Origin of the sequence: Natronorubrum thiooxidans, assembly GCF_900156475.1 — an archaeon.
Classification (GTDB): Archaea; Halobacteriota; Halobacteria; order Halobacteriales; family Natrialbaceae; genus Natronorubrum; species Natronorubrum thiooxidans.
This window is the reverse complement of the sequence record NZ_FTNR01000005.1, coordinates 233,007-253,670: the sequence shown is the minus strand read 5'-3', so window position 1 is coordinate 253,670 and position 20,664 is coordinate 233,007. Positions and strand designations below refer to the sequence as shown.

At 63.8% G+C, this 20,664-nt stretch carries 22 protein-coding genes; 12 read left to right on the top strand and 10 right to left on the bottom strand.

Translation table 11 applies throughout. The features are described 5' to 3' along the window. Positions 1-133 precede the first annotated feature (133 nt). The 4 genes from BW940_RS09360 (at position 134) to BW940_RS09345 (ending at position 2,701) form a co-directional block, all read left to right on the top strand. Positions 134-592 carry a universal stress protein gene (locus tag BW940_RS09360; protein WP_076608928.1) on the top strand — a complete coding sequence of 153 codons (459 nt, stop codon included), beginning with the start codon at positions 134-136 and terminating at the stop codon, positions 590-592. A 69-nt stretch (positions 593-661) separates the two neighbouring features. Next, positions 662-1,318 carry a phosphoserine phosphatase SerB gene (gene serB, locus BW940_RS09355; protein ID WP_076608955.1) on the top strand — a complete coding sequence of 219 codons (657 nt, stop codon included), beginning with the start codon at positions 662-664 and terminating at the stop codon, positions 1,316-1,318. Between the two features lie 109 nt (positions 1,319-1,427). Continuing rightward, positions 1,428-1,808: a hypothetical protein gene (locus BW940_RS09350; RefSeq protein ID WP_076608927.1), complete on the top strand. Its 381-nt coding sequence runs from the start codon at positions 1,428-1,430 to the stop codon at positions 1,806-1,808. A 305-nt stretch (positions 1,809-2,113) separates the two neighbouring features. After that, complete coding sequence (locus BW940_RS09345) at positions 2,114-2,701, top strand: hypothetical protein (RefSeq protein WP_076608954.1); 588 nt, start codon at positions 2,114-2,116, stop codon at positions 2,699-2,701. A 132-nt stretch (positions 2,702-2,833) separates the two neighbouring features. Here the strand turns inward: BW940_RS09345 and metX are convergent, their stop codons facing one another. The 3 genes from metX to BW940_RS09330 all read right to left on the bottom strand — a co-directional run bounded on the left by metX (position 2,834) and on the right by BW940_RS09330 (position 6,194). Then, a complete protein-coding gene (metX, locus tag BW940_RS09340) occupies positions 2,834-4,045 on the bottom strand; it encodes a homoserine O-acetyltransferase MetX (RefSeq protein ID WP_076608926.1) in 1,212 nt (403 codons plus the stop codon). Further along, positions 4,042-5,388 carry an O-acetylhomoserine aminocarboxypropyltransferase/cysteine synthase family protein gene (locus BW940_RS09335; RefSeq protein WP_076608925.1) on the bottom strand — a complete coding sequence of 449 codons (1,347 nt, stop codon included), beginning with the start codon at positions 5,386-5,388 and terminating at the stop codon, positions 4,042-4,044. The genes metX and BW940_RS09335 overlap by 4 nt, the downstream gene beginning before the upstream one ends. Before the next feature lie 149 nt (positions 5,389-5,537). Then, positions 5,538-6,194: a DUF6517 family protein gene (locus tag BW940_RS09330; RefSeq protein WP_076608953.1), complete on the bottom strand. Its 657-nt coding sequence runs from the start codon at positions 6,192-6,194 to the stop codon at positions 5,538-5,540. Positions 6,195-6,326: 132 nt separating this feature from the next. Here BW940_RS09330 and BW940_RS09325 point away from each other — a divergent pair, with 132 nt between their 5' ends. The 5 genes from BW940_RS09325 to BW940_RS09305 all read left to right on the top strand — a co-directional run bounded on the left by BW940_RS09325 (position 6,327) and on the right by BW940_RS09305 (position 10,883). Next, the gene (locus tag BW940_RS09325; RefSeq protein WP_076608924.1) at positions 6,327-7,559 is read left to right on the top strand and encodes an MFS transporter; all 1,233 of its coding nucleotides are present in this window, start codon (positions 6,327-6,329) and stop codon (positions 7,557-7,559) included. Positions 7,560-7,687: 128 nt separating this feature from the next. Then, on the top strand, positions 7,688-8,161 hold the full coding sequence (locus BW940_RS09320) for a plastocyanin/azurin family copper-binding protein (RefSeq protein ID WP_076608923.1): 474 nt from the start codon (positions 7,688-7,690) through the stop codon (positions 8,159-8,161). Positions 8,162-8,570: 409 nt separating this feature from the next. Next, a complete protein-coding gene (locus BW940_RS09315) occupies positions 8,571-9,695 on the top strand; it encodes a helix-turn-helix domain-containing protein (protein ID WP_076608922.1) in 1,125 nt (374 codons plus the stop codon). Positions 9,696-9,741: 46 nt separating this feature from the next. Further along, positions 9,742-10,071, top strand: a complete 330-nt coding sequence (locus BW940_RS09310; RefSeq protein WP_076608921.1) for a HalOD1 output domain-containing protein — start codon at positions 9,742-9,744, stop codon at positions 10,069-10,071. A gap of 227 nt (positions 10,072-10,298) precedes the next feature. Continuing rightward, the gene (locus tag BW940_RS09305; RefSeq protein ID WP_076608920.1) at positions 10,299-10,883 is read left to right on the top strand and encodes a diacylglycerol/polyprenol kinase family protein; all 585 of its coding nucleotides are present in this window, start codon (positions 10,299-10,301) and stop codon (positions 10,881-10,883) included. Positions 10,884-11,024: 141 nt separating this feature from the next. Here the strand turns inward: BW940_RS09305 and BW940_RS09300 are convergent, their stop codons facing one another. The 3 genes from BW940_RS09300 to BW940_RS09290 form a co-directional block, all read right to left on the bottom strand. Then, complete coding sequence (locus BW940_RS09300; protein ID WP_076608919.1) at positions 11,025-11,867, bottom strand: ABC transporter permease subunit; 843 nt, start codon at positions 11,865-11,867, stop codon at positions 11,025-11,027. Continuing rightward, a complete protein-coding gene (locus tag BW940_RS09295; RefSeq protein ID WP_076608918.1) occupies positions 11,864-12,799 on the bottom strand; it encodes an ABC transporter ATP-binding protein in 936 nt (311 codons plus the stop codon). Before BW940_RS09295 ends, BW940_RS09300 begins: the two co-directional genes overlap by 4 nt. 90 nt (positions 12,800-12,889) lie before the next feature. Next, complete coding sequence (locus BW940_RS09290) at positions 12,890-13,390, bottom strand: TspO/MBR family protein (RefSeq protein ID WP_076608917.1); 501 nt, start codon at positions 13,388-13,390, stop codon at positions 12,890-12,892. Between the two features lie 131 nt (positions 13,391-13,521). On the opposite strand from BW940_RS09290, the gene BW940_RS09285 reads away from it, so the two are divergent. Further along, positions 13,522-15,975: a DEAD/DEAH box helicase gene (locus tag BW940_RS09285; RefSeq protein ID WP_076608916.1), complete on the top strand. Its 2,454-nt coding sequence runs from the start codon at positions 13,522-13,524 to the stop codon at positions 15,973-15,975. Between the two features lie 28 nt (positions 15,976-16,003). Here BW940_RS09285 and BW940_RS09280 read toward each other — a convergent pair whose 3' ends face one another. The 3 genes from BW940_RS09280 to BW940_RS09270 form a co-directional block, all read right to left on the bottom strand. After that, positions 16,004-16,729, bottom strand: a complete 726-nt coding sequence (locus BW940_RS09280) for an Sjogren's syndrome/scleroderma autoantigen 1 family protein (protein WP_076608915.1) — start codon at positions 16,727-16,729, stop codon at positions 16,004-16,006. Positions 16,730-16,841: 112 nt separating this feature from the next. Then, positions 16,842-17,381: a hypothetical protein gene (locus BW940_RS09275; RefSeq protein ID WP_076608914.1), complete on the bottom strand. Its 540-nt coding sequence runs from the start codon at positions 17,379-17,381 to the stop codon at positions 16,842-16,844. Between the two features lie 33 nt (positions 17,382-17,414). Continuing rightward, complete coding sequence (locus tag BW940_RS09270) at positions 17,415-17,876, bottom strand: TIGR00725 family protein (RefSeq protein WP_076608913.1); 462 nt, start codon at positions 17,874-17,876, stop codon at positions 17,415-17,417. A gap of 161 nt (positions 17,877-18,037) precedes the next feature. Here BW940_RS09270 and mdh point away from each other — a divergent pair, with 161 nt between their 5' ends. After that, entirely contained in the window at positions 18,038-18,952 is a 915-nt protein-coding gene (gene mdh, locus BW940_RS09265; protein ID WP_076608912.1) for a malate dehydrogenase, read from the top strand. Positions 18,953-19,084: 132 nt separating this feature from the next. On the opposite strand, the gene BW940_RS09260 is transcribed toward mdh, so the two are convergent. Further along, complete coding sequence (locus tag BW940_RS09260; RefSeq protein ID WP_076608911.1) at positions 19,085-19,330, bottom strand: ferredoxin; 246 nt, start codon at positions 19,328-19,330, stop codon at positions 19,085-19,087. A gap of 118 nt (positions 19,331-19,448) precedes the next feature. Between BW940_RS09260 and BW940_RS09255 the strand changes: the two genes are divergently transcribed. After that, positions 19,449-20,657, top strand: coding sequence for an inorganic phosphate transporter (locus BW940_RS09255; RefSeq protein ID WP_076608952.1), 1,209 nt, complete (start codon positions 19,449-19,451; stop codon positions 20,655-20,657). Positions 20,658-20,664: the final 7 nt, after the last annotated feature.

The following is a 20,664-nucleotide window of genomic DNA, read 5'->3' as shown; positions in this document are numbered from 1 at the left end:
CAGACCAGCGCACACTGTCACCGGATGTGAGAGCAGCCGTCGGGTCAACGTTGCGGTGTCGGCAACCGACTGCACTTTCACGGAGGGGAAACGACCACCCACAATTATTCGTCAGTCGCGCGTAGACATACATATGTACGACCGCATCCTGTTGCCGACCGATGCCGAGAAAGGGACGGAACTGGCAACCGAACACGCGATCGCCGTCGCGGAGTCGACCGGTGCCGAGCTCCACCTGCTGTACGTCGTCGACAGCGACGTCTACAGCTCCTACACCGGCGACGAGTACGTCCACGAGTTCGAGGGCCTCGAGGCCGCCCTCGAGCAAGCGGGCGAGGATGCCCTCGAGTCGGCCGCCGAGGCGGCACAGGAGGCCGGGCTCGAGCCGACGACGGCGGTCAGACACGGCGCACCACACGAGGAGATCCTCGCCTATGCGGACGAGGCGGACGTCGACCTGCTCGTACTGGGCTCGAAAGCGCGCTCGGGCGAGTACCGCCGGCTGCTGGGAAGCGTCACCGATCGCGTCGCACGGCTCGCGTCGCGGCCGGTGACGATCGTTAAGACGCCAGTCGAGGGCGACGAGCTGTAACCGGTCAGCGTGGCGTCGGACGAGCGGAAACCTGAACTGGTTTATCCGGGGGCGCACAATCAGCGCCCGATGACAGTCGTCGCTTTCGACTTCGACGGAACGCTTTCGGACTCCGAGATGACCGTCCTGCTCGGCGATCGCTGCGGTGTCGCCGACGAGATGGCCGAGATCACCGAGCAATCAATGAACGACGAGATCGACTACGCTGAGAGCCTTCGCAAGCGGGCCGCCCTCCTCGAGGGATTGTCCGCCGAAGACGCTCGGGCCGCCTTCGAGCAGGTCGAACTCCGCGAGGGCGCGGCCGACCTCATCGAGGAACTGAACGACGCCGGCGTGACGACCGCGATCCTCACCGGTGGCTTCGAACGCGGCGTCGCGGCCGCCCTCGAGCGTGAGGGGACGTCCGTCGATCACATCGTCTCGAACCGACTTCCGATGACCGACGACGAAACTGAACTGACCGGCGACGTCGAAGGCTCTCTCATCGAAGGCACCAAAGACGACGCCCTCGAGACCCTCGCCGCGGACGTCGGCGTCGACCTCGAAGACACCGTCGCAATCGGTGACGGCGCAAACGATCTCCCGATGCTGAACGTCGCTGGTCTCGCAATCGGCTTCGTCCCCAAACCGGCGGTCGAACCCCACTGCGACGTCGTCGTGACCACGATGGGCGAGGCCCGAACGGAACTGCTCGAAGCGGACGTTCTCCCAGCTGCCGACCAGTAGCGGGCCGTCTCTCAGTTCGTTCGAACACTCTTCTACCGGCGAAAATTGGGCTCGAGAGCTGTTTTTGATACCGAGAAACCTATTAACTCGAGGTCGAGTAAGTAGATGCATGATGTGGCAAGACCTTGTATTCATGCTCGGAAGCGGCCTCTCGATCGTCTTTCTGGCACCGACGCTTCGTGACGCCAGTGCACGCGTACCACTCGGGACGAGCCTTCCCTCGATGGGGATCGGATTCGTCTACGCGATAACGTTCTTTACGCTCGGAATGACCTTCTCGGCCGCCGGTGCGCTCGCCGCGGGAACGATGTGGTCGCTGATCGCGCTGATCCGATCCCCATCCAGTAACGTCCTCTCGTCGCGGCTGTTCCGCCTGGAAAGCCCGGCTCTGTTCGTCCATGATCTGCGTCGATGGATCTCCAGTGACGATTCCACGCTGACTACTGAACAGTACGTCTCGTTCGACCGCGACCACTATACAAACAACTGAGACGATCTGCTGTACCGAGTGGCCGGTGTGACCGCGAGCAGTCCTGCGGTCGCGCCGGAACTGGCTGACAACAACTGTACGAGACGGCCAGCAGTTGGCCTCATGTCGTCGTCCACACCGTGACGAACCCGGACCGATCGAGCAGTGCGTAGTTAGTGATCAGTATCCGATAGGAACGATCGTAGCCATTCGACCTCATCAATGAATTCGCTCGGAAAGTATCATTCAACCGTTTTTTGAATGATGTACGCAAAAGAGACAGTCATTCCGGAAGTAATAAATGGCTGACATCGAATCGAGAGATGATGTCAGATTCAAATCTAGAGGCAGATGGTACGTCCGGGTACGACACGGACAACTCGACCCAGAGACAGCCACCGCAGTCCGGAGTGGAGCAAGAATCGATCACGGATGTGCTTACAAAACCACTCACGCAGGCGTACGTCAAAGCGATCGTGGCACTCTACGCGCTGTTGGGTGCCGGTATGGGACTGATGGTCATTTTCGGAAACGTTATTGACCAAGCCATCCTCGACGTCCCCGGTTCCGGCGGCGACCTCCTCGCGCTGACGTTCGCACAGATCCCGATCAGTACCGCACCATACATCGCCGCACTGCTAGCGCTGTTCGTCGGTGGATATCTCGGCAATCGGATGGGAGTTGACGACCGACAGACGATGATCACGGGTGCTGCGGGAACGCTTGCAGGCACAGTCGTGCTGTGGGTCCTCTCGTCGTTTCTCGCAGCCTCGCAGATCGACAGTATCAGCATCGATGTTGCCGGGCTGATCGTCAACGGAATCGTCCTCGGACTGCTCGTTGGCGGGATCGCTGCTGGGACCGTCTACGTCATGCGCAATCTCGTTCCGGACGGTCAGCAAGCGACAGCCTAACCGCTTCGAGAGGCTGTTTCGATCGTCTCGAGAGAAGGTACCGTTCCTGATTCCTAGCGCAACCGTACGCGGGTCACGGTCGCGCCGCGTCAGTACTGACGGACAGCAATCCGTCTCAGTCGTAGACGAGGCTCACTCTGAGAAAAGACTCGTATGGACCGGCGCGAACGATTCGTTCTCCTCGAGTTCGGGTTCGGTGGCGGTGTCGGTGATCGTCCGCCCGGCGAGTCCCTCCTCGAGCAGTTCGTCTAGCGGCGGGCCAACCTTCTCGGGTTCGACGAGGAAGGCGTCGTGGCCGTGGTCGGATTCGACGACGTGGTGTGCGACGTCGACGTCCGCCTTCCGACAGGCCTCGGCCAGCGATTCTGACTGCTCGACGGTGAAATGCCAGTCGCCGGTAAACGAGAGCACGAGTAGTTCGCCCTCGAACGCGGCCAGCGCATCGGCATCGGACTCATATCCCGCCGAGAGGTCGAAGTCGTCCATCGCGCGGGTCATATAGAGATAGCTGTTCGCGTCGAAGCGATCGGTGAACTTGTCGGCCTGGTAGTCCAGGTACGACTCGACCTCGCGATACGGGAAGAAGGCGGCTGCAGGGTCCGGTGACTTCTCGCGAACCGTCTCGCGACCGGCCGACCGTCGGCCGAACTTCCGGCCCATCGAGGCCTTCGAGAGGTACATGATGTGACCGATCTGGCGCGCTCGAGCCAGCCCGTCGTCGGGCTGTGGGCCGTCGTAGTAGTGGCCGCCGTTCCAGTTGGGATCGCTGGTGATCGCCCGCCGAGCGACCGTATCGAGCGCGAGACACTGCGGATCGAGTCTGGCGGCGGTGGCGACGGCACCCGCACGGTCGACGTCGTCGGGGAAGCGTCGCAGCCAATCGAGGACGTTCATTCCGCCAACGCTGCCGCCGACGACGGCGTGAAGTCGGCCGACGCCGAGTTCGTCGAGCAGCCGGCGCTGGGAGCGTGTCCAGTCGCCGACGGTGACGGGTGGGAAGTCGGTGCCGTAGGGCTCGCCGGTCTCGGGATTCTCGCTTGCCGGCCCTGTCGTCCCGTAACACGACCCCGGCGCGTTCGCACAGACGACGTAGTACTCGGTCGTGTCGATCGCTTTCCCGGGGCCGACGACGTCGCCCCACCAGGCACGCGCCTGGCCTGCCGTGTTGCCGCCGGCGTCGGGCCGGCGGGCGACGTGGGGGCTGCCGGTCAGCGCGTGACAGACCAACACCGCGTTGTCGCCGGTAAACTCGCCGTACGTCTCGTAGGCGACCTCGAGGGTCGGAATCGACTCGCCGGAAAGGAACTGGAACTCGCCGACGTCGACCGTGTCTCTCGTCGTCATGGCTGTCGATCCTCGCTCGTATCGGTCGCTGCTCGCGTTGCCGTTTCGATCGCCTGCTCGAGGTCCGCCAAGATGTCTTCGGGGTTTTCGATGCCGACCGACATCCGAATGAGGTCGTCGGTCACGCCCGCTTCTTCGCGCTCTGCGGGTGTCAACTGCCCGTGAGTCGTACTCGCGGGGTGGATGACGAGCGTCTTCGCGTCGCCGATATTCGCAAGGAACGAGGCGACCTCGACGCTCTCACAGAAGACCTTGCCCGCCTGATACCCTGCCTCGAGGCCGAACGCGACCATCCCGCCGAAATCGGTGAGGTAGTTCGTGGCGTTGTCGTGTGTCGGGTGGGTCTCGAGGCCGGGGTGGGTAACCCAGGCGACGTCGTCGTGGTCCGCGAGGTACTCCGCGACGATGGCGGCGTTCTCGCAGTGTTTTTCGACACGAAGCGGCAGGGACTCGAGGCCCTGGAGGGTCTGCCAGGCGTCAAACGGCGACTGCTGGTTGCCCAGACTGCGAAGCGATCGGAATCTGGCCGTCGCCGCGAAGGGTGCCTCGGGGAAGTCCCGCGAGAAGTCGACGTCGTGGTAGGCGTGGTTCTGGCCGGCGATTTCGTCGTAGCCGTGCTCGCCCCACGGGAACGAGCCGCCGTCGACGAGGACGCCGCCAACTGTCGTACCCGAGCCGTGGAGCCACTTGGTCGTCGACTCCCAGACGACGTCCGCGCCGTGCTCGAGTGGGCGACAGAGCGCCGGCGTCGCGAAGGTGTTGTCGACGACCAGCGGAACGCCGTTGTTGTGGGCAATCTCGGCGATGCGCTCGAAATCGGGCGTGACGAGCGAGGGGTTGCCGATCGTCTCGACGTGGACAAAGGCGGTGTTCTCGTCGATCGCGTCCGCGTAGGCGTCGTACTCGAGGGTCGGAACGAACTGCGTCTCGATGTTCCGTCGACTCGCCGTCTTGGCGAAGTAGGCGGTCGTCCCGCCGTAGGTGTCCGTCGAGCAGACGATGTTATCGCCCGCCTCGGCCAAGATCAACACTGCAGAATCCAGTGCGGCCATCCCGCTGCCCGTCGCGACCGCACCTGCCCCGCCCTCGAGCGAGGCGAGTCGATCCTCGAGGACCGTGACGGTCGGGTTGGCGATCCGAGAGTAGATGTAGCCGTCGTCCTCCAGGGCGTAGCGTTCGGCGGCGGTATCGGCGTCGTCGAAGACGTAGGATGTCGTCTGGTAGATCGGCGGTGCCATTGCCCCCGTTTCCGGATCGGGGGACTGTCCGGCGTGGACGCTTCGTGTCCCGAGACCGCGCTCGGGACAGCCCGTATTCGTCCCGTCGCTCGCGTCGTCGCTCATGTTTAGTATGCATACTTCTACAGACTCATATGCGTCGCAGTAACGGCAAAAACCGTGGCCGATTCGGGCGCGTTCACACACGTCCCTCGAGACCGTACGGGTGTCCCGCCGGCGCGATGCGTTGGGGACGGGACGGTGTCGATAGCGGCTCATTCGTGTTCGAGTGCCTCGAGCAGCGTTCGAACCGCGGCTGACTCAGACCCGACGTTCCCTGTCCAGGGATAGACCGCGACACCAACCACAAAATCGTCGCCATGCTCGACGGCTTCGCTCACCTGAATGGTGACGTCGATCGTGGTTTCGGCCGGAACCAGCCGAGCACGTCCGCGGTAACGAGCGAACGTCGTCTCGCTGCCAAGCATTGAGACGAGTTCCCCATCGACGTACTGAACGTCCTCGAGTTCGTCATAGCGGTCCTGAATTAGGGCGACGAGTTCGTCCGTCGAGTACTCGCCGACGGGATTGAGCGTGCGGCCGAGTACGGCAATCTGTGGCGTACTGAGCACGGAGACGACCGCGGTCTGGACACGTCCGAGACCCAGTGCCTCGAGTGCGAGCGCGCGGTCGTACTCGGCGTTCCAGTTTCGAACCGCGATCGTTCGGTCGAACCCGAACCGGCCGACGGTTCGCTCGATGCGCAGTTCGTCGACGGTGTGTTCGCCGTAGCCGGTCTCCTCGAGGGCCGCCGGGGAGACGGTAGCTGGAGACGCGGCAAGCGACTCCCGGGCGATATCGCTACAGCCGGCGATGAGTCCCAGACCGGCAGTTGCCCCCGCCGCGAGCAGACGTCGACGCGTGATCGTCATCGACAGAACCAGGCCACCGAGCGGCGAAAGCGTGTCGGTTCCGAGTCGGATCGAGCGATACCGGTGAGACGGGTCCCAGCGGTGCTTTCGAGACGAACGGGTTGATAGTCCCCCAGTGGCAACGTATCGGTCGTGCACTCGAGTGACCGTGATCGGGTCGTGCTCGCTACCGTCGTCTTCGCCGTGTTGTTCTCACAGTTGTTGCTCTACCCGGGTGTCGCAACACTCGTCGAGACGCTGGGAGCCGACGCGACGACCTCGCCGTTCGCCACAACCGCACTCGATGCGAGTATGTGGTTTCTCGTCGCCGAGTTCGCCGCCTACGTCGCCTTCGTCGGCGTCTGGGGCGTCGCAAGCGACGTGACGGGACGGCGAACGCCGTTTATTATCGCCGGCGCACTGGCGGGGGCCGTCGGCTACGCCACGCTCGCCGTCGTTCCTGCAGTGGGATGGGTTTCGTTCGAGGGCGTCCTCCTCTTGCGAGTTCTTCAGGGAGCGATGACGATCGGCGCGTTCTCGCTGACGATGACCATGCTGATGGATCTCGACGGCGGCCACGGACGGAACATGGGTGCTGCGGGGATCGCGATCGGGCTCGGGGCCGCCCTCGGCGCTCCCATCGGTGGCCAACTCACCGAACTCGACCCGATCGCGCCACTGATCGGTGCCGCCGTCTTGCTTGTCGGCGTCGGAGCGCTCGTCACAGTCGTCACCGATCGCACGCCGAATCGCCGCCGGAGCGCCCGCGCGCTCCTCGAGGGCCTGCGACGACGGCCAGCGCTGTCGATTCCCTACACCTTCGGCTTCGTCGACCGAATGACGGCGGGGTTTTTCGCCCTCGTCGGAACCCTGTACTTCCAGGAGGCGTTCGACCTCGGTCCTGCCACGACGGGGCTGTTGCTGGCGTGCTTTTTCGCGCCGTTCGCCCTGCTGCAGTACCCCATGGGCGCGCTGTCCGACCGAATCGGTCGGGCGATCCCGATCGTCATCGGCTCGCTGTGTTACGGCCTCGGCATCGTCGCCGTCGGCGCTGCGCCGTCGGTCGCCACAGCCGCGCTCGCAATGATCGCCGTCGGCGTCCTCGGCGCGCTGGTCTCACCGGCGACGATGGCGCTCGTCACCGATATCGCCGGCGAACGCGAACGCGGCGTTGCGATGGCCGGTTTCAACATCGCCGGCAGCCTGGGCTTTCTCGGCGGCTTCCTCATCGGCGGCACCGTCGCCGGCAACTACGGCTACGACCTCGCGTTTCTCGCCGTCGGTGGCCTCGAGATCGCCATCGCTCTGCTGGCCGCGCCTGCGTTCCTCCAATGGGGACTCGGCGGCACAACACGGCTTACGGGCGAGAGCAGCGACCGCACCTGATCGCCCTCGTGGAAATTCCAACTAGTCACTGGCTGAGAAATACAGCAAACGAATGTGGTATGAAAACGCATGACGGTGTAACGATGGAGGATATCCATTTTTATGTGTTCAATACTAATTCATTGTTGATGGCACGAGATAACCCAATCACGCGGCGGAAGACGCTGAAGGTCACGGGCGCAGCAGCAGCGACAGCACTCGTCGCCGGTTGTTCCGGCGACGAGGGCAACGGTAACGGCGGCGAGAACGGTGGCGACGGCGGCGACACCTACGAAATCGAAGCAGGCACGGAGATCGTTTTCTTTGCCGAGACGGCTGGCTGGGAAGGCGAGTCGCCAGACAGCATCTCGGGTACCTCGAACCCAACGCTCGTCCTCACAGAAGGCGAGGACTACACGATGGGCTGGAACGAAGGCGACGGCGCAAACCACAACCTCGAGATCCGAAACGACGACGGCGACGTCATCGACGGCCTCGAGACGGAGCAGGCCTCCGAGGGTGGCGACGACCAGTTCCTCGACTTTACGGCCAGCTCCGAGATGACGACCTACATTTGTGAACCTCACAACACCACAATGGTCGGCGACCTGCAGGTCGAATAACGCGTTTCTGTAGGTTTTTTTTGCAGCGACAGCCGCTCGACACTGATCAGTTGCAGACGCGAGCAGTATGCACAAATTATAATTTCGCTAACAGTCTGCAGTCCAATGGTGCGCATCGGTACCACAGATTGATCGAGCGACGAACTGAACCTCCCGCTGGCAGTCGACGCGATGTCGAAATAGCTGTTCGAATAGTATAACATGCAAGATTATTAATGAGATATAAAAAACATAATGGGCCAGACCGGCCGTCACGAGCGACGCAGTCCTGTCCGCTGGCGGCGGAGTCCGTTCCGATCTGTTACTAGTAGAACACCTTTATTCGGTGACTGCCTACCAGCAGCATGAACCACCAGCGACTCGGCCGGCTCGAGGTGGCTCGTCGAGACAGCGACCGGACAGTGAGTCGATGAGTGAGAAAGACGACGACCCGGCCGGTCGCCGTGAGAGCGCGGCCGCATATACCCCACCCGAAGATCTCGCGCAACGTGCGTTCGACGTCGGCCCGGTCAGTACCGTCGTGGTCGATCAGACGAAGACGATTACCTTCGCCAACGAACGCGCAGCAGCGACACTCGACATCGCACGCGAGACACTCGTTACTGACGCGTGTGATCTGGCTGATTGGAACATCTACCACGACGACGGCACACCTATCCCGATAGCCGAACACCCCGTCGCGAGTGTCTTCGAAACGGGCACCCCCGAGTACGGCTTCGAACACTGGATCGAACTTCCGGGCGGCTCCGAGCGGTGGCTCTCGAGCAATTCGTCACCCGTCCTGGACGAGGCAGGCGAGGTCGAGTACGTCGTCGTCTCGTTTGAGGACGTGACCGCGTTGAAACGGCGCGAGGAGCGGTTGACCAGCGATCACGTGCGACTCGTCGAGTTCCGGACGGATCAGTCGGCGGTCCCGCCGTCCCTTCGCGTCGACAGCGGCGAAACGCGAATCGAGGTCGACTCCGTCGTCTCGCTGCCGGAGGAGACAACCGTCCAGTACATGGGGACGTCCGACCTCCCTGCGAGCGACTTCGTCACTGCCGTCGAAGAGGTCCCGCACTATCTCGACGCACGGTTGCTCAGCTCGATCGACGGGTACAGCCGAATCGAAGCCCAGGCGGAATCGGGAACCGTCTCACAGGTGTTTCCGTCCCTTGGCGGTCGTGCTCGCGCCGTCATCGTCGCGTCCAACGAGGTCAGGTTCCTCGGAGAGCTTCCAGGGGACGTAGACCCCCGGCTAGCCGCGGACGGCATTCGGGCGTTTCACCCCGAAGTCGAACTGGTATCCGAGGAACTCGTCTACTCGCCACACCTCCTGTACGACATCGTCACCGACGCGCTCACCGATCGACAACTCGCCGTGCTCGACACCGCGTACTTCGGGGGCTACTTTGAGACGCCACGGACCAGCACCGGCGACGAACTGGCGGATCGGTTCGGTGTTACGCGACAGACCTTCAACCAGCACCTTCGCAAGGCCCAGCGGACCGTTCTCCGGCATCTCTTCGAGAAGTCCGGCGCGAACGCACGCTGACTGGTCAGCGTCCACCCTTACAACCGCGTCTACAGTAGTCCGCCCAATGACTGATACGGCACACCCCGATTCCGGCTCGTCCCACTCGTTCGGCGAAGATAGTATCGGCTACGATCCCACCACCGGGACGTTCCACGCCCGGTTCGACGCGGATTCCAAGACGATCGTCGTCACGATCGTCGAAGCTGTGGGGACCGTCACAAACTGCGATCCGCTAACCATGCCGCCGCTGTTCGAGACGATCGACCCTGAAGCACTCGCCGACCTGATGATCTCGACTCGAGACACGTCCATCGAGGTGACCTTTTCGTACGAGGGCTGTCGCGTGACCGTCTCGAGCCACGGGACGATCGTCGTCGAGCCACACGAGGAGTGACTGCCTGAGACGGTCTCCTGTCCCGATGTCCCGGAGCGACCGCAGGAGTTCGCGGTCGCGCCAGACCTGACTGACAGCGGTCCGTATAATTGGTGGGTTCGATCGGACACCGACACTGTCGGCTGTCCCTATTTTGTGACGTGCTGTGGTCTGCGTCACCGACGGACAGTCACCGATATATCGGCGAACCGACGGACTGAAGGTCGCCACCTTCGAGACTTCCGGTGATGGCCGACGAACTGAAGCGACGACTGGTCCACGCGAGCGGCTCGGGACTGGTCGCACTCTATCTCCTCGCGAACTCCCTTGACCTCGGACTGACGTGGGCGCGATTCGGCGTCCTGATGACGGTTCTCTCACTGGGCGTGATCGGCCTCGAGTTCCTCCGCCTTCGCGTCGGCCTCGAGTTGTCGCTGTACGATAAACTCACTCGAGAGTACGAACAAGACCAGTTCGCGGGGTATGGCTACTATATGCTCAGCATGACGGTCGCCGTCCTCGTGTTTCCGGCCCAAATCGCGCTGCCGGCGATGTTGATGCTCTCACTCGGCGATCCGATCAGCGGTACCGTCTCGGACAACAGCCTCAAATTCATCAAGGGGCCGAAGGTGCTGGTCACGATGTTCGTCGTCTCGACGATCATCGCCACGCCGTTTCTCTACGAGACGCCGCTGGCCGTAGTCGCGGCAGCCCTCGGGGCGACCATCGCCGACGGCGTCAAACTCCGCCTCGGCGACTACATCGTCGACGACAACCTGACGATCCCGATCTACGCCAGCGTGCTGGCCTGGCTCGCACTCGAGTTCCTGTGATCGAGTCCGCATCCCTGCACTCGCAGGCGAGACGACTCCCTCGAGTCGTCCGGAAACCACTCAGACGAGTTCCTGTAGTCAATGACCGCCGATCGCCAACCCGTTCTGGCGATCGACGGTAAACAGTTACAGCAATCCGTCTCAGAGATCGGTGGCTCGGAACCGCCGATAGCCGACGCCGATCGTGAGGACGATCCATCCCACGAGCACAGCGAGCGCGAACGCCGGCCGTTCGTACACTGCCGGCTCGGCTGGCGGCTGGACGAACGTCCCGCTGTTGAGATCCGGATAGACGCCGGCAAACAGGTTCGTGTACGCGGCGACGGGATTCAGTGCCGCAACGATGTCGACCCACTCGGGGATCGTCTCGGGATACGAAAAGCCGTGGCGGACGTACAACACGGTGTAGGGAAGTCGCGTCCAGAGCTGAAAGAAAAAGAGCACGAAGACGCCGAACGCGGCGACCGTCGCCCGCGTCGCCGACCGAACGACCGCCGAGATGGCGACGGCGAACGCGGTGAACGTGACGCCAAGCAGGGCGAGAATCACCGCGACGGTCGCGAGTCTGGCAGGGTCGACGGCGACACCACGGACCACGGCAACCGGAACGGCAGCCAACAACGCGGTGGCGATTGCCGTACAGAGAACGAGGGTCCGCCCGACGAAGGTACCGAGCACGACCGTTCCGCGATCGATCGGGAGTCCGAGCATGACTTTGAGCGCGCCGCCCGTTCGCTTCTCGACGATCGCAGATGCGAAAAAGCCGAGCGCCAGCAGTGGCGTCAACATCGCAAACAGGGGAAGCACCGACGGGATCAGTTCGGGGCCACCGCGATGGCCCGGTGACGTCGACCGGCCCGCCGTGTAGGTGATGAGCAGCGCAAGCAGGACGTAAATCCCGACAAGCAGCTGGAACTGCCGCTCGCGGATGGTATCACGAACGTCTTCGCGGACGAACAGGCCGAGTCCCGACGCCGCGCTCACTGTGCAACACCTCGCGTGTAGCTCTCGAACAGTTCCTCGAGCGACGTCTCACTCGTGGTCACGTCAAGCACGTCGACCGCGGAGTCGTGGAAGGCGGCAACGACCGACGCTTTGGCCGCGTTTTCACAGGCGACGGCGACCGTCGTCCCGTTCGTCTTGACGCCGGAGACGCCCTCGAGCGAACGGACGTGATCGACTGCGGATGTGGGAACCGACGACAGGTCGACCGTCACGGTCGCGGTGGTGCCGACGGACTCGCGCAGCGCGTCGATCGTGTCGACGGCGACGAGTTCACCGCCGTCGAGGATGGCGATGCGATCACAAACCGCCTCGACCTGCTCCATGATGTGACTCGAAAAGAAGACGGTCGCGCCGCGGGCGTTTTCCTCGCGGACGATCCGGCGCATGGTTCGAGCGCCGTTGGGATCGAGGCCCGTCGAGGGTTCGTCAAGGATCAGCAGGTCGGGCTCGCCGACCAGCGCCATCGCGAGCATGAGTCGCTGGGCCATTCCCTTCGAGTACTGCTCGACGGGATACGCGTCGGGGCCGCGCATGCCGACGCGCTCGAGCAGGTCGTCCGGATCATCGGCGGCGTCTTTCGCCTCGATAGCGAACTGAACGTGTTCACGGCCCGTTCGCTCGCCGATCGGGCCATAGCCATCGGGGAGGACGCCGATCCGGTCGCGGACAGCAGTACTGTCGGTCGCAACGTCCTGACCGAGGACGCGAACCGTGCCCTCGGTCGGGGCGGCGTAGTCGAGGAGGATATCGATCGTCGTCGACTTCCCGGCCCCGTTCGGGCCCAGAAAGCCGAATATCTCACCGGAGCGGACGGTGAGGTCGAGGTCGTGGAGGGCGGTGACCGACCGGCCGCCGAAGAGGCCGGGTCGCTCGTAGCGTTTGGTCACGCTGTGGAGTTCGATCGCGGGCATACTGTGAAAATATTAGTCAACTATTGTTACTCTTTTGATGAGAAACGTCTCAGCCGCGTCGAGAAGCACTGACGGATCAATCCGTCGCGTTTAGCCGTTCAGCCGCCAGAGTTCGACATTGAGCACGGCAGCGAACGTTACCCACGCGAGATACGGCACGAGCAACGCAGCTCCGCGACGGTCGACGCGAGCAAAGGCCCCAATGGTGGCGACGATCGACACCCAGAGGACGACGATGATCCCGAACGCGACGCCGAGCGCCTCGAGCGTGAAGAACGTCGGCGTCCACGCGACGTTGAACAGCATCTGGACCGCGAACAGGCCAAGCGCGAGCCGACGGCCGGGAGCGTCGCTGCGCCAGACCAGCCACAGCGCGATTCCGAGCAGCGTAAAGAGGGCCGTCCAGACGATCGGAAACGCGAGCTCGGGCGGGTAGAACCACGGCTTCTCGAGGCTTCGAAACCACGCGCTGTCGGGCGAAGACAGCAGGCCGGGCAGCCCGCCGACGACGTTGAGCAGAACGACGAAGCCAAGCGCGGTGAGCACCGACTCGGCGTCGGGGAGTCGCTGCGTGGAGAGCCGTGTTGCCATACCATGGCTAGGTGACGACCGGTCTTATACTGACGGCCGACACACTGGCATCGACGGTGCGTTTCGCAGCCACCATTCACTTTCACTGCGGTACGAGAACCCTTATTCACGACGGCGATGAACCACTGGCAATGGCTACGACGGACGAGGGCGTCCCCTCGATCGAACACCCGCTGCTCGAGCCGAACTTCCTCGAGCGACGACTTTATCAGTTGAAACTCGCCGGTACAGCCGCAAACGACCACACGCTCGTCTGTCTTCCAACGGGACTCGGAAAAACCACCGTCAGCCTGCTCGTCACCGCCCGCAGACTCGACGAGGTCGGCGGGAAATCGCTGATGCTCGCGCCGACGAAACCCCTCGTCCAGCAACACGCGGATTTCTACCGGGAAGCCCTCCAGATTCCTGAGGAAGAGATCGTCGTCTTCACCGGCGACGTCAGCCCGGACGACCGCGCCGAGTTGTGGACGGATGCGACGGTCGTCATGGCGACCCCGCAAGTGATCGAAAACGATCTCGTTGGGAGCCGCATCTCGCTTGCCGACGTCACTCACATCACATTCGACGAGTGTCACCGCGCAACCGGCGACTACGCCTACAACTACATTGCCGAGCGCTACCACGGCGACGCGACGCAGCCGCTCGTGACCGGGATGAGTGCTTCGCCCGGCGGCGACGAGGAGGCTATCCTCGAGGTCTGTGAAAACCTCGGCCTCCGGGAGGTCGAGGTGATGACCGAAGACGACGCCGACGTCTCGGAGTTTACCTACGACACCGACGTCGAGTGGGAGCGCATCGACCTCCCCGAGGAGGTCCTCGAGATCCGGGATACGCTGAACGAGGTAGTCACGGACCGCCTCGAGAAATTAAAAGAGATGGGTGTCGCGAGTTCGACCCAGCCCGACCAGTCCCAGAAGGATCTGAACCGAATGCGCGCGGAACTCCAGGGGCTGATCAACAACGACCAGTCGAAGGGGTTCAAAGGGATGTCCATCCACGCCGAGGTGATGAAACTCCGCCAGGCCGTCACGCTCGTCGAGACCCAAAGCGTCGAGGCAGTCTGTCGGTACTTCGACCGCCAGCGCAATCAGGCCCGCTCGTCGGGGGCCTCGAAGGCCAGCCAGCGGATGGTCTCCGACCCACGCGTGCGCGAGGCGATGCGGAAAGCGGAGTCGTTCGACCAGTTGCATCCCAAATACCGCAAGACGCGGATGCTACTGGCCGAGACGCTGGGTCTCGAGGGCGGCGAGCGAGTGATCGTCTTCACGGAATCCCGCGACACCGCGGAGGCGCTGACCGAGTTCTTGAGCGAGAGTTTCGACGCCAAGCGGTTCGTCGGACAGGGCGACCGCGAGGGGAGCGACGGGATGACCCAGAAACAGCAACAGGAAGTGCTCGACGAGTTCCGGGCTGCCGAGTTCGAGGTACTCGTCTCGACGTCGGTCGCCGAGGAAGGCCTCGACGTTCCCGAGGTCGACCTCGTGCTCTTTTATGAACCCGTCCCGACGGCAATCCGGTCGATCCAGCGCAAGGGCCGAACGGGTCGCCAGTCCGAGGGCCGTGTCGTCGTGCTCATGGCCGAGGATACCCGCGACGAGGCCTACTTTTGGATCTCCCAGCGCCGCGAAAAGGAGATGGAGTCCGAACTGCGCGCCCTGAAAGGGGTCGCCGACGACCTCGAGGACGAACTCGACGACTCCCAGCAGGCGCTGACTGACTTCGACGACAAGAGCGAAGTGAAAGTAGCTGGGAACGGGGGCAACCCCGACGCAGTCGGCGATTCTTCCAGTGGAACTGAAGGGGTTGGGCCACAGCCCGGACTGACGGATTTCGCGGGGAAAACGTCGGATGAGAACGACGACGATGACGGCACGGATCGCAGCGACGGCAACGGCGAGGCAGTCGAGACCCACGAGCCCCACGCCGAGGGCGACCTGATCGAGGTCGTCGCCGATCAGCGCGAGATGGACGCCACTATCGCCCGGGAACTCTCGAAACGAGAGCAAATCGAGATCCGCCTCGAGACGCTCGACGTGGGCGACTACATCCTCTCTGATCGAGTCGTCGTCGAGCGCAAATCCGTCGCCGACTTCGTCGACTCGCTGGTCAACGGCGACCGATCGGTCTTCGAGCAGGTCGGCGCGATGGCCAGACACTACTCGCGGCCCATCGTGGTCGTCGAGGGCGATGGCCTCTACGAACAGCGGGATATCCACCCGAACGCGATTCGGGGCGCGCTCTCGAGTCTCGCCGTCGATTTCGGCGCGAGCGTGCTCCGGACCGAGGGCGAGGACGAAACGAAAGAACTGCTCGCCGTGATCGCGGGTCGCGAACAGGAGACCGCCGACCGCGAGGTGTCGGTCCACGGCGAGAAACAGTCCAAGACCATCGGGGAACAACAGGAGTACGTCGTCTCCTCGATCGCCGAAATCGGCCCCGTCACGGCCCGGTCGCTGCTCGAGGAGTTCGGCACCGTCGAGGCGGTGATGATCGCCAGCGAAGACGAGCTACAGGCGGCCGACGGCGTCGGCGCAGTGACCGCCGAACGGATGCGGGAAGTTATCGGGAGCGACTACACCGGCTGAGTCAGCGTACGACCGGATTCGATGTAATTCAGCGCAGCGTCTCGAGCGTCTCGCTCGCCTCGCGGGCGGCTTCGAGACACTCCGTGGCGTATCGAGGGTCATCGGTGGCGGCCGCTTCGGCCGCGAACTTCTCTAAGGCCTGCACGAGCGAGGCGTGGGCGGCCTCGAGGTCGCCGCTGGCGGACGGGGAGGTGGCTGGCGGGCGGCGTGCGGATCGCATGTCACCCGTTGCTGGCGCTGCGGTGTTCCGACCCGGAGTGTCCGTCTGTGGCTGGGTCTCGGTGGCCGAAGCGTCCTCGTCCCGATCCGAAGCGTCGGCACTCGAGGGCGAGTCGGTCGCTCGAGTGTGGCGTTTGTCCGCCGGCGTCTCGGCGGGCTGTTGTGGCTGGTCGTCGGCATCGCGGTCGCCAACGGCTGCTTCGTCGTCTGTGGAGCCGGATTCGGCTGCCGGCTCGCGGTCTTCGCCGTGGGCAGGCAGTTCCGTGGCCGCCGGTCGGTCGCTCGACTCCTCGGCCGGCTGGGCCTCGAGATTCGTTCCCTCGACGGCGTCGGGGTTGCCGTGACAGCTCGGACAGAACGTGGTGCCGTCCTGTTGGAACAGCGGATCGCCACAGGTGCCACAGTGAGAGTTGGTCATCGTCGCGCCCTTGAGCAGCAGGTCGCTCATCCGCTGGGTCGCCTGACGCTCCTGTTTGTCGCGTTCGTACTTCTCCCGAAGTTTCTCGCGCTCGGCTTCCTTATCGAAGTCGCTCATACCCATCTAGACGCTGTGGAACGTCGAAAAAGCTGCGAAGTCGACAGTGGTCGAACGAGAAACGACAGGAGGCGATCCCGGGCTAATCAAATCGACGGTGCGTTGAGGGAACTCAGGCATCGATGTGCCCGAGTGTCCGTCCAGCCGGGCCGGAGACGGTTATCGTCGCAGAACGGGGAACGAACGCGCGTGGCTGTTCGAACCTCTGAACCAGGGTGTACTCGAGCCTGTCGGCGTTGGCGAGCGAGTCCGGAACCCCGTTCCACGGTCGAACCTCGGCGTCGACCGACAGCCCGCGCAGCCCTGATCGCTCCGGCCCACCCGGACCGAAGCCGATCGACGCCGCCGTGTCGGCTGGCCGGCTGAGCTGGACGACCAGCAAGGCGTTTCGCTCCCAGTCAGTGTCTGTGATCGCCTCGGCCGCCGGCAGGTCGGCCGTAGCGGAGACCTCGTCAGTCGCGTCCGCGTCCCGGTAGATCGCGCCGACACCGACGCTGTCGGCTGGATCGCGATCGCCGAGTCTGATTTCACCGGGGCGATGGAGGGAGCCGACGCCGCTGGACCACGTCATTCGGTCGACAGTATCGAGACAGCCGGCGGTGACGCCGAGGGCGACGACGCTTCCGCTGCGGAGGAGGGCTCTGCGGTGCATGCGAGACCGGTTTCGGGCGCAGTGTCAGAAAGGTTATGGCTCGCCGGCGGCGGCCTCGGCGGCGTCGACGGCCGCTTCGGGCGTTGTAACGGTCTCGAGGACGTCCTCGAGCGCGGGGACGTCGTGGGTCTCGAGGCCGACGACAGGCCGGTCGTAGATGCCGGCAAAGCCCAGTTCCGAGAGCGTCCCGACGCCGCCGGCGAGCGCGATGACTGCGTCGCCGTTCAGCGGGACGAGCGCGTTCCGGGCGTGGCCCAGCCCGGTCGCGATGGGGATGTCGACGTACTCGTTCGCCTGCTCGCAGCGCTCGCTCGGCAGGATACCGATCGTCGTGCCGCCTTCGGCTTTGGCTCCGCGACAGACGGCTTCCATCGTCCCGCCGCGGCCGCCACAGACGACCGTATGGCCTCGAGCCGCGAGTTCGTGGCCGACGGCCTCGGCGCGGGCTGCCTGCTCGTCGGTGATCTCGCCGCCGCCAATAACGCTGACACGCATGGGCGAACGTCCGCAAGCAGCGATCATGATCGGTTCGGTTTCGGTGGGCCGGCACTCGAGTCGAAATCGGACCGAATGCGGTCGGTGACGCCTCCGTCAGCGTATGCGTGGGTGTCTCTTTCGATGGATTTAACGCGTGGGAGAGTGGAGATGTATGTAGTATGACGAAAGTTAGCGTGGTCGGCGCGGCTGGAACGGTCGGAGCCGCTGCGGGCTACAACATCGCGCTTCGGGACATCGCGGACGAACTCGTCTTCGTCGACATTCCGGACCAGGAAGACACGACGATCGGGCAGGCTGCGGACGCCAACCACGGCGCGGCCTACGACTCGAACACGACGGTCCGACAGGGTGGCTACGAGGCGACCGAGGGCTCGGACGTCGTCGTCATTACGGCCGGCATCCCGCGCCAGCCGGGCCAGACCCGGATCGATCTGGCGGGCGACAATGCGCCGATCATGGAGGACATCGGCTCCTCGTTGGCCGAGTACAACGACGACTTCGTGACGGTGACGACGTCGAACCCGGTGGACCTGCTCAACCGCCACCTCTACGAGGTCGGTGACCGCGCACGCGAGCAGGTAATCGGTTTCGGCGGTCGACTCGACTCCGCGCGTTTCCGGTACGTGATCTCCCAGCGTTTCGACGCACCCGTCCAGAACGTCGAGGCGACCATCCTCGGCGAACACGGCGACGCCCAGGTTCCCGTCTTCTCGAAGGTCCGCGTCGACGGCCAAGACCTCGAGTTCTCCGACGAGGAGAAAGACGACCTGCTCGAGGAACTCCAGACGTCGGCGATGAACGTCATCGAAAAGAAAGGCGCAACGGAGTGGGGCCCGGCGACCGGCGTCGGCCACATGGTCGAGGCCATTCTGCGGGACACGGGCGACGTACTCCCCGGCAGCGTCGTCCTCGAGGGCGAGTACGGTCACGAAGACACCGCCTTCGGTGTCCCCGTCAGGTTGGGCTCGAACGGCGTCGAGGAGGTCGTCGAGTGGGACCTCACGGAGTTCGAGCGCAATCAGCTCGGCGAGGCCGCCGAGAAGCTGTCCGAGCAGTACGATAAAATCGCGTAATTCGATCGCATCGGCAGCGCTTTTTTTATATTCGGTGTGGAGTTCGTCTACAGACGGCCAAGGCAGAATGCCTCGGGGCTCGACCTCGAGCCGAGACAGCGAGAAGTCCACACGCCGAGACGAAAATCAGTGTCAGGGAATCAGCTGCTCGCCGTCGTCGTCGTAGATCGTGATCGCGTCGACGGGACACGTCCGAGCGGCGAACTTCGCGTCGAACTCCGCGTCCTCGGGCACCTCGCGGACGAAGACACCGTCGTCGACCTCCTCGCTATCCTCGAGTACGGCCTTGCCTTTTGATTTGTCCTTCTCGAATGCTTCCCACTCGGCGACACACTGAAACATCCCGATACAGGTATTTTCATCGTATTCGACCTTCATACGCGGTGGTTCGGCGGTCGTCGATAAAGCCCTGACGGGACTCGAGGCGAGACCACGCCACGCTCGGCTGACCAAAGTGAACGTTTTTGACGACGGTCAGCTAACGATGATGAACGGAATGGTTGCACTCTCGTTCGTGGTACTCGTCGGGGCTGCTGTCGTCACCTGCTTGTTCATGGCGTGGGTGCTCGGAGCGAACAGTAACTCGCCGCCGTTTGCACCTGCGATCGGCGCGAACGCGATCTCGACGATGCAGGCGGCGTTCGTCATTGGCCTGCTCGCGGCCGCGGGGGCGCTCATGCAGGGCGGGAGCATCTCCGAGACCGTCGGTGCGGATCTGATCGATGGCGTGGCGATCACGCCACTGGCGGCCACCGCGGGCCTGCTAACGGCGGCGACGTTCATGGCGATCGGGATCTATACCCGGTATCCGATCCCCGCCGCGTTCGCGACGACGGGCGCAATGGTCGGTGTTGGCCTCTCACTCGGCGGCGATCCGGCGATAGCGACCTACCAGCGACTCGGCATCTTCTGGCTGCTCGTCCCCTTCATGTCCGGCGGACTGGCGTACGCGACCGCAGTTACCCTTCGGCGTGACGACATCCCCGAATCGGTCGGTGTGCCGCTACTGGCGGGGATCGTCGGCGCAATCGTCGCGAATATCCGGCTCGGCGTCATCCCCGATCCGACTGCCGACCAGGGCACGCTCTCGAGATTTCTCTCCCGGCAGGTCGGCGGTGGCCCAACGCTCGCCGCGGGCGCGGATCTCGGCACCGTCCTCGTGACGATCGGGGTCGGTGCGCTTGCCTTCTACTGGGTTCGAAAACGCGTCCTTGTCGACGTCGATGGCGGGATTCGGTCGTTCCTGCTCGTCCTCGGCGGCATCGTCGCCTTCTCCTCGGGCGGCTCACAGGTCGGACTCGCGACCGGCCCACTCGAGAACCTCTTCCGGATCGAACTCGGGCTGCCGGGCACCACGCTGCTCGCGCTGGGTGCGGCCGGCATCCTCGCCGGCGCGTGGATGGGCGCACCACGGCTGTTGCAGGCGACCTCTCGAGAGTACGCTCAACTCGGCGTTCGCCGGTCGATCGCGGCGCTCGTTCCCGGATTCATCATCGCCCAGCTAGCCATCGCACTCGGGATCCCCATCTCGCTGAACAACATCATCCTCTCGGGAGTCATCGGTGGCGGGCTGGCGGCTGGCTCGGCGGGCGTCTCGCGGCGCAAAATCGGCGTAACAGTCACGTTCTGGCTGTTGACACTCGGCAGTTCGATCGTCGTCGGCTACGGTCTCTACCAGCTGTTCGCGGCCGTTATCGGCGGCTGAGTTGGCA